General features: G+C 36.3%; 12 protein-coding genes and 1 other annotated feature. All 12 genes read left to right on the forward strand.

The features are described 5' to 3' along the window. The first annotated feature begins 94 nt into the window (after positions 1 to 94). Positions 95 to 1,156, forward strand: coding sequence for an AI-2E family transporter (locus tag BFA01S_RS17740; RefSeq protein WP_066233817.1), 1,062 nt, complete (start codon positions 95 to 97; stop codon positions 1,154 to 1,156). A gap of 42 nt (positions 1,157 to 1,198) precedes the next feature. Then, positions 1,199 to 1,411: a binding site (T-box leader), on the forward strand. 94 nt (positions 1,412 to 1,505) lie between these two features. Then, positions 1,506 to 4,145, forward strand: a complete 2,640-nt coding sequence (alaS, locus tag BFA01S_RS17745) for an alanine--tRNA ligase (RefSeq protein ID WP_066233820.1) — start codon at positions 1,506 to 1,508, stop codon at positions 4,143 to 4,145. 90 nt (positions 4,146 to 4,235) lie between these two features. Further along, complete coding sequence (locus BFA01S_RS17750; protein ID WP_066233823.1) at positions 4,236 to 4,502, forward strand: IreB family regulatory phosphoprotein; 267 nt, start codon at positions 4,236 to 4,238, stop codon at positions 4,500 to 4,502. A 69-nt stretch (positions 4,503 to 4,571) separates the two neighbouring features. Then, on the forward strand, positions 4,572 to 4,988 hold the full coding sequence (gene ruvX, locus BFA01S_RS17755; protein WP_066233826.1) for a Holliday junction resolvase RuvX: 417 nt from the start codon (positions 4,572 to 4,574) through the stop codon (positions 4,986 to 4,988). An 18-nt stretch (positions 4,989 to 5,006) separates the two neighbouring features. After that, a complete protein-coding gene (locus BFA01S_RS17760; RefSeq protein WP_066233829.1) occupies positions 5,007 to 5,291 on the forward strand; it encodes a DUF1292 domain-containing protein in 285 nt (94 codons plus the stop codon). Between the two features lie 118 nt (positions 5,292 to 5,409). Then, positions 5,410 to 6,558, forward strand: coding sequence for an endolytic transglycosylase MltG (mltG, locus tag BFA01S_RS17765; RefSeq protein ID WP_066233831.1), 1,149 nt, complete (start codon positions 5,410 to 5,412; stop codon positions 6,556 to 6,558). A gap of 117 nt (positions 6,559 to 6,675) precedes the next feature. After that, entirely contained in the window at positions 6,676 to 7,320 is a 645-nt protein-coding gene (locus BFA01S_RS17770) for an O-methyltransferase (protein WP_066233836.1), read from the forward strand. Between the two features lie 21 nt (positions 7,321 to 7,341). Then, positions 7,342 to 8,271: a peptidase U32 family protein gene (locus BFA01S_RS17775; protein WP_066233839.1), complete on the forward strand. Its 930-nt coding sequence runs from the start codon at positions 7,342 to 7,344 to the stop codon at positions 8,269 to 8,271. Positions 8,272 to 8,283: 12 nt separating this feature from the next. After that, positions 8,284 to 9,555 carry a peptidase U32 family protein gene (locus tag BFA01S_RS17780; protein ID WP_066233842.1) on the forward strand — a complete coding sequence of 424 codons (1,272 nt, stop codon included), beginning with the start codon at positions 8,284 to 8,286 and terminating at the stop codon, positions 9,553 to 9,555. Positions 9,556 to 9,896: 341 nt separating this feature from the next. After that, the gene (gene greA / locus BFA01S_RS17785) at positions 9,897 to 10,373 is read left to right on the forward strand and encodes a transcription elongation factor GreA (RefSeq protein WP_066233844.1); all 477 of its coding nucleotides are present in this window, start codon (positions 9,897 to 9,899) and stop codon (positions 10,371 to 10,373) included. Between the two features lie 272 nt (positions 10,374 to 10,645). Continuing rightward, positions 10,646 to 12,409 (forward strand): peptidoglycan D,D-transpeptidase FtsI family protein, encoded by a 1,764-nt coding sequence (locus tag BFA01S_RS17790; protein ID WP_066233847.1) that lies wholly within the window; start codon positions 10,646 to 10,648, stop codon positions 12,407 to 12,409. Positions 12,410 to 12,491: 82 nt separating this feature from the next. Further along, positions 12,492 to 13,184, forward strand: coding sequence for a YrrS family protein (locus tag BFA01S_RS17795; protein WP_066233851.1), 693 nt, complete (start codon positions 12,492 to 12,494; stop codon positions 13,182 to 13,184). The last annotated feature ends 55 nt before the right edge of the window (positions 13,185 to 13,239 follow it).

The following is a 13,239-nucleotide window of genomic DNA, read 5'->3' on the forward strand; positions in this document are numbered from 1 at the left end:
GGGGGACGCATGAAAACTCCCACTGATAGAAGTTTCACTTTATGTGAATAAATCCAGCCGTTTTAAAAAAAGATAGTTAAAAAGGGGGATAAAAATGAAGGAAAAACATATTAAATGGTTATTGAAAATCGCAATTCTTTTACTAAGCCTCCTTTCTATCTATGTTTTTCTTAAACTGAGTCTTATTTGGGGCCCATTTTTTATTATGTTTGAAGCAATATTTTATCCACTTTTAGTCGCCGCTTTTATTACATATCTTCTTCACCCGGTTATCGGGAAATTACAAAAGACCGGCCTTCCAAGGACGTTATCCATTTTAATTATTTACTTTTTATTTTTTGGTTTAGTAGGCTATGGCTTCTATAGAGGAATTCCGCTATTAGTCATTCAGTTAAGGGATTTATCTGAAAGTCTCCCACAGTTTACAAGCAATTACGAACTGTGGATTGAATCAATCAGAGATCAGACAAATCGTTGGCCTGAGGGTATCCATGGAAGAATTGATCAATTATTTATTGACTTGGAATTATGGGTTTCTGAACTGGTGGAGAAACTCATTAATTTTTTAAGAGGAATATTCGATTACTTAATTGTCCTCGCGATCATTCCTTTCCTAGTATTTTATATGCTGAAAGATTATGATCAAATGAAAAAGGCTGCATGGTATTTAACACCACGGAAATGGCGGAGTGAGGCAATCGAATTTATAAAAGATATTGACCAGTCTCTTGGAAACTATATAAGAGGACAATTATTTGTCTGCTTTATTATCGGTACACTTGCATGGCTATTTTTCTGGTTTTTTGATCTGAAATATTCTCTTATATTAGGTATCCTTGTTGGATTGACTAACATTATCCCATATTTTGGTCCAGTTATTGGAGCAGTTCCAGCAGTCATTATTGCAGCAACAATGTCAACAAAATCAGTCATTATCGTTGTCATTATTATTTTTGCTTTACAGTTTTTAGAAGGAAATATATTAGGACCGTTAATCGTCGGCAAAAGTTTGCGTATGCACCCCGTTATTTTAATGTTTGCTCTGTTAGCTGGAGGAGAAATCGGTGGTGTGATAGGTTTAATGCTCGCAGTCCCAATTTTAGCTGTCTTAAAAGTAGTTACTATTCATATGTTGAAATTAAAAAGGCAACATTGACAAACAGCCGATCCTTTGTCTATAATTCACCTTAGAATATATATTAATACGATGATGGAACGAGTATGTTATATTGTGTCTTTAGAGAGGGATTTCCTTAGGCTGAAAGAGATTCTAGATTTTCGTGTAACAGAAGGCTATTCCAGAGTGCAGGCAAAACCTGCCGTTAACAACCGCGTTATGGTTAATGAAGATGTAAGTACTAAAACAGTATTTATAATCAGGGTGGTACCGCGAGCAACTCTCGTCCCTGTGATAAAGATGGAGAACTCTTTACACTTGGACGGGAGTTTTTTGATTATTAGCGTTTACGTGCCCCAATGTACATATAAATATAAGGAGGAGCATAATGAAGTTTTTAACATCTGCTCAAGTAAGACAACTGTATTTAGATTTCTTTAAAGAAAAAGGACATGCTGTGGAGCCGAGTGCCCCTCTCGTTCCGCATGATGATCCAACATTGCTTTGGATTAATAGTGGTGTTGCGACATTAAAAAAATATTTTGATGGACGTGTTATTCCTGACAATCCAAGAATCTGTAATGCGCAGAAATCGATAAGAACAAATGACATTGAAAATGTCGGAAAGACAGCGCGTCATCATACTTTCTTCGAAATGCTTGGAAACTTTTCGATCGGTGATTATTTTAAAGAAGAAGCGATCGAATGGGCTTGGGAGTTTTTAACGAGCGAGAAATGGATCGGCTTTGATCCTGAGCGTCTATCTGTTACAGTACATCCGGAAGATAATGAAGCATATGATTACTGGAGAGATAAAATTGGTATACCGGAAGAGAGAATTATCCGCTTAGAAGGAAACTTTTGGGATATTGGAGAAGGACCAAGCGGACCGAATACAGAAATTTTCTATGATCGCGGCGAAGAATACGGCAATGACCCGCAAGATCCTGAATTATATCCAGGTGGGGAAAATGAGCGTTATCTTGAAGTTTGGAATCTTGTATTTTCTCAGTTCAATCATAATCCTGACGGAACATATACTCCGCTGCCAAAGAAAAATATTGATACAGGTATGGGACTGGAAAGAATGGTCTCTGTTATTCAAAATGTTCCAACGAACTTTGATACAGACTTATTTATGCCTATCATTGAAGCGACTGAAGCGGTATCAGGAGAGAAATATGGGAAAGATAATGAGAAAGATACAGCATTTAAAGTAGTCGCTGATCACATTAGAACTGTTAGCTTTGCAATTGGCGATGGTGCTCTTCCTTCTAATGAAGGCCGTGGTTATGTGCTGCGAAGATTACTTCGAAGAGCAGTGAGATATGCGAAACAAATCGGCATTAATCGTCCATTCATGTATGAATTAGTTCCAGTCGTTGCTGAAATTATGGTTGACTTCTATCCGGAAGTAAAAGAGAAAACAGAATTTATTCAAAAAGTAATTAAAAATGAAGAAGAACGTTTTCATGAAACATTAAATGACGGGCTTGCAATTTTAGCAGAAGTTATTAAGAAGCAGAAAAATAGCGGACAAAATATTATTCCTGGTGAAGATGTTTTCCGATTATATGACACATACGGATTCCCAGTTGAATTAACAGAGGAATACGCAGAAGAAGAAGAAATGAAAGTAGATCATGAAGGCTTTGAACAAGAAATGGAAAGACAGCGTGAACGTGCAAGAAATGCTCGTCAAGATGTTGACTCTATGCAAGTGCAAAGCGGAGTTTTAGGAGAAATAAAAGTAGAGAGCAAGTTTGTCGGTTACAGTGAGCTATCTGTTGAAAACTCTAAAGTACTAGTAATTGTGAAAAATGGAGAGACTGTGGAACAGGCGAATGATGGTGATGAAGTTCAAATTATTTTAAGTGAAACACCTTTCTACGCGGAAAGCGGTGGACAGATCGCAGATGAAGGAATCATTTCAAATGAGCATGTAAAAGCATTTGTGAAAGATGTCCAAAAAGCACCAAACGGGCAAAATCTTCATAATGTCATTATTAAGAGCGGCTTCTTAAAAACAGATGATATCGTCTCAGCGGAAGTAGATGAAACGAATCGCAGTGGAATTATTAAAAATCATACGGCTACACATTTACTGCACCAGGCTTTAAAAGATGTTTTAGGTGATCATGTAAATCAGGCTGGATCATTAGTAACAGCTGATCGTCTTCGTTTTGACTTCTCTCATTTTGGACAAGTTAAGCCTGAGGAAATTACTCAAATTGAAGAAATCGTAAATAATAAAATTTGGGACAGCATTCAAGTAGAGATTGAAAATAAATCTCTTGCAGAGGCTAAAGCAATGGGAGCAATGGCTTTATTCGGTGAGAAATACGGCGAAGTTGTTCGTGTTGTTCAAGTTGGCGATTACAGTTTAGAGCTTTGCGGGGGCTGTCACGTACAGAATACTTCAGTAATTGGTCTGTTTAAAATAGTAACAGAAACAGGAATTGGAGCGGGTACTAGACGGATTGAAGCAGCTACAGGAAAAGGCGCGTATGAATTAATAAACAGCCAGCTTCATGTTTTACAAGAAGCTGCGACGCAATTAAAAGCGAATCCAAAAGACGTTGTAACACGAATTGAGAGTTTACAAGGTGATTTACGTAATCTTCAGCGTGAAAATGAATCATTAACAGCGAAGCTTGGTAATGTGGAAACTGCAAATATTATTGACCGTGCAATAACAGTTGACGGTGTTACTTTACTCGCGAGTAAAGTAAACGCAAAAGATATGAATAGTCTAAGAACAATGCTTGATGACTTGAAAAATAAGCTTGGATCGGCTATTGTTGTTCTTGGAGCGGGAAATGATGGAAAGGTTAACCTAGCAGCAGGAGTAACAAATGATTTAGTTGAAAAAGGTTACCATGCTGGTAAACTAATAAAAGAAGTTGCTGAGCGTTGTGGAGGAAAAGGCGGCGGACGTCCAGATATGGCCCAAGCTGGCGGAAAAGACATCGAAAAATTGGAAGAAGCTCTTAACTATGTCGAAGAATGGGTAAAATCCGTTTTATAAATTTGTCAATTAGTGTAGAATGTAGGTAAGAATCGACATACAGGTTCCGACAATTACTTTAATTGTGAATCTTTAGAAAGAGGTGCACAGATGAGTTCCTTTGATAAAACAATGAAATTCAATTTTTCTGATGACTCGGCAGAAACAAATGTAAATGAGGTTCTTTATACTGTTTACGATGCGTTAAAGGAGAAAGGATATAATCCTATTAATCAAATTGTTGGCTACTTATTATCAGGAGATCCAGCATATATCCCACGCCATCGTGATGCAAGAAACCTTATTAGAAAACTCGAGCGCGATGAGTTAATTGAGGAACTTGTAAAATCTTACTTACAAAAAAGGAATGGTGTATAACGCATTTATTAAGTATGAAGGAAACGGGTAAATGTTCTTTTCCTTCATACAAAACTCGAGAGGCAAAATATGCGAATTTTAGGATTGGATTTAGGCTCGAAAACCCTTGGTGTCGCAATTAGTGATGAATTAGGTTGGACAGCACAAGGAATTGAAACGATTAAAATAGATGAAGCAGGCGGAAACTATGGTTTAAATCGGCTTGCCGATATAATAAGTGAATTTTCAGTCGAAAAGATTATTTTAGGGATGCCTAAAAATATGAATGGTTCAATCGGTCCAAGGGGAGAAGCGAGCAATGCGTTTGCTGCTATTTTAGAGAAGCGCTTTTCCTTGCCAGTTATTTTATGGGATGAACGTTTGACGACGATGGCAGCAGAGAAAATGTTAATTTCAGCTGATGTCAGTCGCAAAAAGCGAAAGCAAGTAATTGATAAAATGGCTGCTGTAATGATTTTACAAGGTTATTTAGACAGTTTAAATTAAAAATTAGAGGTGAAAGAAATGGAACACGGTGAAAAGCAAATTACAGTAATTGATGAGGATGGAAATGAACAGCTTTGTGAAGTTTTATTTACATTTGAATCAGAAGAGTTTAATAAATCATATGTTCTTTATTATCCATTAGGCAGTGATAATGATGATGAAGAAGAAATGGAAATCCATGCATCAAGTTTCAGCCCAAGTGCTGACGGTGAAGACGGAGAGCTTGAGCCGATTGAAACAGAAGAGGAATGGGATTTAGTCGAAGAAATGTTAAATACATTTTTAGATGAAGAAGAGGAATAATCATTGATTTAAAAGGGAGTTGCAGACATCGGTCTTGCAGCTCCCTTTTAATTTTAAAATAATTGCCGAAAAAAATAGAACGTTGTAGTATAATAGTTGGGGTGAGAGGAGGGTATAAATGTCAAAAAAAGATTCAGACAAAGACTTGTTCCAAAAGAAAATTCTTGAGAAACAGCAAGAGGCAAAAATTGTACGTAAAATCGTGTTAACAATTTTTATCGTTTTGTTAATTGTATTTTCAGGAATTATCGGGGGCGGTTATTTGTATATAAATTCAGCGCTGAAACCGGTGGACCCGTCAAATAATAAACAAATTACTGTATCCATTCCGATCGGTTCTTCTGTATCGTCCATTGCTAAAATATTAAAAGAAAACGGTCTTATTAAAGATGAGAAAATTTTTAGGTACTATGTGAAGTTTAAAAATGAATCAGGTTTTCAAGCCGGAAAATATACATTTACAAAAGCGATGTCCTTCCAAGATATTATAAATGGATTAAAAGATGGAAAGGTAACAAACCAAGCCATTTTTCAGTTAACGATCCCTGAAGGAAGACAGATTACTGAAATTGCAAAAATAATTTCAAATAAAACATCGTATCCTGAAGATGAAATTCTAAAAAAATTAACAGATAAAAAATTTATACAATCTCTTCAGAAGGAATATCCAAATATACTAACAGATGAAATTTATGGAAATAATATTAAATATGCTTTAGAAGGTTATTTATTTCCTGCCACATACTTTTATTACGAAGAAAAACCGACTTTGGAACAAATAATTGACCCGATGGTTGAAAAGACAAGTAAAATCGTAAGTAAGTATTATGGAGAGCTTGAACCAAATAATTTAACTGTTCACCAATTTTTAACGATGGCTTCTTTAATTGAAGAAGAAGCAACAGCAAAGGCTGACAGGGAAAAAATTTCGAGTGTTTTTTATAATCGTTTAGATGAAGAAATGCCGCTGCAAACAGACCCTACTGTGCTTTATGCTTTAGGAAAGCATAAAGACCGTGTTTTATACAAAGATTTAGAAGTGGATTCTCCTTATAATACGTACAGAAATAAGGGACTGCCTCCAGGACCGATTGCAAATGCCGGTGAGATGTCACTAACAGCAGCATTACAGCCGGAACAAACAGATTTCCTCTATTTTTTAGCAACAAAAGAAGGGGAAGTCATTTTCACGAAAACATTACAAGAGCATAATAAGGAAAAAGCAAAACATATTACAAATCAAGATAAAGCAGAAAAGGGATCGTGAATAACATTCGCTTTCCCTTTCTTGTTGTGATAAAATATATCGAGTTATTGCGAGGATGCTACCATTTATCGCAAATATTGAACGAAAACACCATTGTTAAAGCCGAGGGAGACAAACATGTTAGAAAAAGAAATGGAACTCTATTTAGAAAGCCTTATCCCTGACCAACTGGAATCCATTAAAGAAATTGAACATTTTGCAGAAGAGCATGATGTGCCGATTATGGAGAAAATAGGCATCGACTTTTTATTATTTCTTTTAACGATGCAAAAACCTGCAAAAATTTTGGAGATTGGTGCAGCAATCGGTTATTCAGCGATAAGGATGGCTTTGAAATTAGAAGAGGCTCAAATTGTAACAGTCGAGCTGAATGAAGATAGATATAATACAGCATTACAAAATATAGAAAAATTTGGTTTGAGTGACAGGATTAAGATTTTATTAGGAGATGGGTTGGAGCTTGAGGATAAAATCGAGCCATATGGTCCATTTGACGTCGTTTTCATTGATGCGGCAAAGGCACAATATAAACGATTTTTTTCTATTTATGAGCAAATGCTCTCTCCGAACGGATTAATTATTACTGACAATGTTTTATTTAAAGGCTTTGTTGCGAAAGAACAATCAGAGCTCAGCAGCAGAAATGTAAGACAGCTTGCACGTAAAATTGATACGTATAATAAATGGCTTTATTCTCATCCAAATTTTGAAACAACGATTATACCTATCGGTGACGGTATAGCGATTAGCAGATTGAAGTAATTAGTTTGAGGTGAATATAAATTGAAGAAACCGGAATTATTAGTTACACCTATAGAACTGGCAGACATGGAAAAATTAATTGAAGCTGGTGCGGATGCTTTTATTGTAGGCGAGCAAAGATACGGACTTCGTCTAGCTGGAGAATTTAGCCGTGATGATATAAAGCAGGCGGTTCAAATTGCTCATAAAGCAGGCAAGAAAGTATACGTTGCAATGAATGCAATTTTTCATAATGAAAAAGTAGATGAACTGGCTGACTATCTTTCATTTTTAAATGAGGTTTCTGTAGATGCAGTCGTGTTTGGTGATCCGGCTGTACTAATGACAGCGAGAGAAGTGGCACCTGATATGAAGCTGCATTGGAATACAGAGACGACGGCAACAAACTGGTATACATGTAATTATTGGGGAAGAAAAGGTGCGAAACGAGCGGTGCTGGCTCGTGAGTTAAGCATGGATGCGATCATTGAAACGAAAGAAAATGCAGAAGTAGAGATTGAAGTTCAGGTACATGGAATGACGTGCATGTTCCAATCGAAGCGTACTTTGCTCGGAAATTATTTTGAATATCAAGGAAAAGCATTAGAAATAGAAAACCGCAGAAAAAATAAAAACATGTTTTTAGTAGACGATGAAAGAGATAATAAATATCCAATTTTTGAAGATGAAAATGGAACACATATTATGAGTCCAAATGATATTTGTATTATCGATGAATTAGAAGAAATGATGGAAGCTGGAATTAATTCATTCAAAATAGACGGTATTTTAAAATCTTCTGAATATATTGTAGAAGTAACGAAGAAATATAGACAGGCGATTGATTTATGTGCAGAAGATAATGAGAAATATAATGAAATAAAAGACGACCTTTTAGAAGAAATCGAAGAAATCCAACCAATAAACAGGCGGCTAGATACTGGTTTCTTCTTTAAAGAAACAGTCTATTAAGGAGGAGAAACGATGGTAGCCTTAACAGATAAAATCTCCACTATTATTGATGGAAAACGGGTCATTACGAAAAAGCCGGAATTACTTGCACCAGCTGGTAATTTGGAAAAATTAAAAATTGCTGTTCACTACGGTGCGGATGCTGTTTTCATCGGTGGACAGGAATTTGGCCTGCGTTCAAATGCAGGTAACTTCACAATTGAAGAAATGGCTGAAGGTGTTCAGTTTGCAAAAAAATATGGTGCACATATTTATGTAACGACGAATATTTATGCCCATAATGAAAATATGGACGGTTTAGACGAATATTTACAAAGTTTACAAGGAGCTGGCGTAACAGGAATTATTGTCGCAGATCCATTTATTATCGAGACTTGCCGCCGAGTGGCACCAAAGCTCGAAGTACACCTAAGTACACAGCAATCACTTGCAAACTGGAAAGCTGTTCAGTTTTGGAAAGAAGAAGGATTGGAACGTGTCGTGCTGGCTCGTGAAACGAGTGCGGAAGAGATTAAGGAAATGAAGGAAAAAGTCGATATAGAAATTGAAGCATTCATTCACGGTGCAATGTGTATCGCTTATTCCGGCCGTTGTACATTAAGTAATCATATGACTGCGCGGGATTCTAACCGAGGCGGATGCTGTCAGTCGTGCCGGTGGGATTATGGATTATTCAGCTTAGAAGATAACGAAGAAGTATCTCTTCTTAATGAAGGTAATGCACCATTTGCGATGAGCCCAAAAGATCTTAATCTTATCGAATCAATACCGAAAATGATCGAACTAGGTATTGACAGTTTAAAAATTGAAGGTAGAATGAAATCAATTCATTATATTGCGACGGTTGTGAGTGTATACCGAAAAGTAATTGATGCTTATTGTGCAGATCCTGACAATTTTGTTATTCATCCTGAATGGCTGAAAGAGCTAGCTAAATGTGCAAATCGTGAAACTGCTTCCGCATTTTTTGAAGGTGTCCCGGGATTTGAAGAGCAGATGTTCGGTGATCATGGCGGCAAAAAGTCAGAATTTGATTTTGTAGGTCTAGTGCTGGATTACGACGAGGAAACTGGAATTGTTACTTTACAGCAGCGTAATTACTTTAAACCAGGTGATGAAGTAGAATTCTTCGGCCCTGAGATTGAAAATTTCACACAAAAAATAGAGGAAATCTGGGATGAAAAAAATAGAGAAATCGATGTTGCCCGTCATCCGTTACAAATTGTGAAATTTAAGGTAGACTATAAAGTATTCCCGAATAATATGATGAGAAAAGGGATATAAATGCATTGAGATATTTTGGTTAATTTGTTAAAGTTAACAAAAATTGAAACAAATGTTGAACAATATGCATTTTTGTAATAATATAGCATAGATAAAGAGTACTGTGACCATATTATGTATAAGCTTGTTTATGCTTTAAATTCACCTTTCAATGTAGTTAGAATAAATAGTGAAAGAGAAGGGCAAATTATTGCCCTTACTTTTTTACTATCTTTTTTCGTATCTACTGCATCTGAGAATATTTGTAAGCCTTATACATAATAGTTATATCCCTGCTGGAAGCAGTACATGATACATAAAAAAGCAAATGGGGAAGTTTACTAGAAGGAGTGAAAGTCAATATGGCACAAGACAAAGTGTTTCCAATGACAGAAGAAGGTAAAGAGAAGCTTGAACAAGAGCTTGAATATTTGAAAACGGTTAAGCGTAAAGAAGTGGTGGAAAGAATTAAAATTGCGAGAAGTTTCGGAGATTTATCCGAGAACTCTGAATATGATTCTGCTAAAGAAGAGCAAGCCTTTGTGGAAGGCCGTATAACGACATTAGAAAATATGATCCGCAATGCGAAAATTATTGTAGAAGATGGATCAAATGCTGGTGTAGTATCACTTGGAAAAACAATTACATTTATTGAACTTCCAGATGGTGAAGAAGAAACATATACAATTGTCGGAAGTGCAGAAGCAAATCCGCTTGATGGAAAAATTTCAAATGATTCACCTATTGCAAAAAGCCTGTTAGGCAGAAAAATAGGGGATGAAGTAACTGTTCAAATCCCTGCGGGTGAAATGAGAGTAAAAATTACAAGCGTACAGTGAAACTTCCATCAGTGGGGGGAGGCTGTTTCCCCACTGATGGTTAGTTGAGGCCCGCACGATGAGGGTCATACATACGTTGTTCGCGTGAAGTGGCGAATTTAGTATGTGTTCTATTGGTCGGATCTTTACGGACAGTTGATCTCCCACTTAACTACTTTGAATTTACAGAACCTTGTGAGAGTCTTACTGCCCGTTAAGGCTGGGATAAAATAAAAAACATAATGTTTATTTATGAAACACCTCGTCAAAACTGTTGACGAGGTGTTTTTATAATGATTCGAAAAAAAAGAGTTCTGTTTATTGCAATCTTTTTTATTTTTATTCTATGCGGATTTATGACGAGATTAGCTGATATCCAGCTTTTACATACAGATAACTTTTCAGAGAGAGGCATTAATCTAATTGAAGAGAGTGTGAAGCAGAGGACACAGGAAGTTGTGATTGATGATGGACGAGGGCGGTTCATTGACCGTAATAATATACCGCTTAGTGAGAGCGCAGAACCCACAGTTGTCTTATTTCCATTTTTAAAGAATGAGGATTGGCCAGTGAGGGAGCTATCAAATATTATAAAAATTTCAGAATTTACGATAAAAAAACGCCTTGAAAAAGCGAATAAACCTCTTATTCTTACAACTTCAGATGGATTGGATTTATCAGAACGAGACTTAAAAGAAATTAATAATTTATCCATTCCAGGTGTCTTTGGGATTTATAAACAAGTTCCGCTTCAGGAAAGAACAGCTGAGCATATTATTGGAATCACTGGTGAGAATTATGAGAGACTGAAAAAAATCTATCCTGATCGAACTGATTTATCCTACAATACAAAAATCGGTGTCACAGGATTAGAAAGAGCATTCGATGAGTTTTTATTACCAGATGCTGAAACGAAGCTGCTTTATCATGTAGATGGAACAGGAAATCCATTATTCGGTGTCAATGTGAAATATATAGCCGATGCCAATCCCTTTTACCCTGTATCCGTGCAAACGACTATTGATAGGCAAGTTCAATTAGCTGCTGAGGAAATAACGGAGAAACGCAAGCTTGAAAAGGGTGGACTCGTATTAATAGATATAAAAACGAATGAAATTATTTCTATGGTGAGTAAGCCGGCATTTGATAGAACAGAACGGTCTACATATACAAATTATATGCTGCAGCCTCTTTTTCCAGGTTCGACATTTAAAACAGTCATTTCTGCCGCAGCAATTGAATATGGTTTAGATGATGTCTCACGGCAATTTAATTGTAATCTTAATTTGTACGGGAAAGAAGACGGTAAACAAAAAGACGGCGTGCTTAATTTAGAAAGAAGTTTTGCAAAAAGCTGTAATTATACATTTACAACACTTGCAAATGAACTGATGAAGAAAAATGACCGTGTTATTGAAGAAACAGCACAAAAATTAGGATTGATAGATAGGGTTGGATGGAACGGAGAGGTTTTCCATTACGATGAATTTAAGCAGCTTCCAGAGGAAAAGCCCGGGAATATTTGGGTTGATGAAAAAGACAAAAATATAAAAAAGGCAATTGATCAAACAGCAATTGGCCAAAAAGATGTAAAAGTTACACCTTTAGCTGTCGCAAATATGATGGCGACGATTGCAAGGGACGGTAAAAAGGAACAAGTAAAAATTGTTAAAAATATTTTATATAAAAATGGAACAAATATGTTTACCTTTTCGTCTAATCCTATTGAAGGAGAAAATATAAAAAAATATACAGCGAAAAAATTACAAAAACTTCTTCGTGGAGTTGTGACAGACGAAGAGGGGACTGGAAGAAGATTTCAAACATCGTCATATGAAGTATCAGGTAAATCGGGAACGGCTCAAACCGGACATAAAGATGAGAACGGGAAACCTCTTTATAATAAATGGTTTGCTGGATATTTTCCGGCGAAAAATCCAAAGTATGCACTTGCTGTCGTTGAGATGGATACAAAGAGTGAAGATGCAGCAACAAACGGTGTTTTTTATGAACTTATTGAAACGCTGTATGAATTAGATAATATTGAAACTAGATAGATTATTAAAGGCATGCTAGAATAAAGAGAAACTTTTATAATATATAAAAGTGAAAGGCAAGAGGGACAAAGGAGTGTAGAAAGTGAACAATTACAATAGTGGTTCGAGATTTGAAAAGAGAGAGAAAAAAAGAAAATCAAATATCGTATTAAACGCCTTAATTGGGATTGTCTTTGTTCTCATTATTGTTATAGGGTATCAGTTGGCAACAGGAGGAAAAGAAGAAGCATCTAGTAAGTATAATGAGCCTCCTGAAATAAAGCTTGCAAATGAGAAAAACAAAGAAAAGGCTGTAGAAGATAAAGAGCAAGAGGAAAGTAAAGATACAGAAGAAGGAAAAGAAGAAGATTTAAAAGAAGATGAGCTGACAGATAAAGGGGAAGAAGAGAGCAAAGATACTGATAAAGCTGATGATGAATCAGTAAGTAAAGACCCTTTTGAGGAAGCGACAATTACAGAAGGGCCACCTAACTCAAATGTTAAAGAAGTGATCGAGAATCCAGCATGGGAGCCAGTTGGAACGACACAGACAGGTCAACATTCTGCCGACTATAGTAAAAATTCTCAAGACTGGGCTGAAATGAAGAAAGCGTTAAGCTATGCAACAGCAATCCCTGAATCAGAAATGATTATTTGGTTCCTAGGTAACAATGGCAGTCCTAACGATGCAGTTGGAACGATTTCTCCGAAAGATAAATCTGCTAAATATAAAGTTTATATTACGTGGGTAGATGGTCAAGGATGGAAACCGAATAAGGTGGAAAAGATAAAGTGAAACTTTCATCAGTGAGAGGTTTTTCTTCTCTCACTGATGATTAGTTGAGGTCCAC

It is taken from the genome of Metabacillus fastidiosus NBRC 101226 (assembly GCF_001591625.1).
GTDB classification, from domain to species: domain Bacteria; phylum Bacillota; class Bacilli; order Bacillales; family Bacillaceae; genus Metabacillus; species Metabacillus fastidiosus.

Coding starts and splice junctions, on each gene's coding strand:
- alaS (WP_066233820.1), top strand. CDS start 1,506: ATGAAGTTTTTAACATCTGCTCAAGTAAGACAACTGTATTTAGATTTC.
- ruvX (WP_066233826.1), top strand. CDS start 4,572: ATGCGAATTTTAGGATTGGATTTAGGCTCGAAAACCCTTGGTGTCGCA.
- BFA01S_RS17780 (WP_066233842.1), top strand. CDS start 8,284: ATGGTAGCCTTAACAGATAAAATCTCCACTATTATTGATGGAAAACGG.
- BFA01S_RS17770 (WP_066233836.1), top strand. CDS start 6,676: ATGTTAGAAAAAGAAATGGAACTCTATTTAGAAAGCCTTATCCCTGAC.
- mltG (WP_066233831.1), top strand. CDS start 5,410: ATGTCAAAAAAAGATTCAGACAAAGACTTGTTCCAAAAGAAAATTCTT.
- BFA01S_RS17790 (WP_066233847.1), top strand. CDS start 10,646: ATGATTCGAAAAAAAAGAGTTCTGTTTATTGCAATCTTTTTTATTTTT.
- greA (WP_066233844.1), top strand. CDS start 9,897: ATGGCACAAGACAAAGTGTTTCCAATGACAGAAGAAGGTAAAGAGAAG.
- BFA01S_RS17740 (WP_066233817.1), top strand. CDS start 95: ATGAAGGAAAAACATATTAAATGGTTATTGAAAATCGCAATTCTTTTA.
- BFA01S_RS17750 (WP_066233823.1), top strand. CDS start 4,236: ATGAGTTCCTTTGATAAAACAATGAAATTCAATTTTTCTGATGACTCG.
- BFA01S_RS17760 (WP_066233829.1), top strand. CDS start 5,007: ATGGAACACGGTGAAAAGCAAATTACAGTAATTGATGAGGATGGAAAT.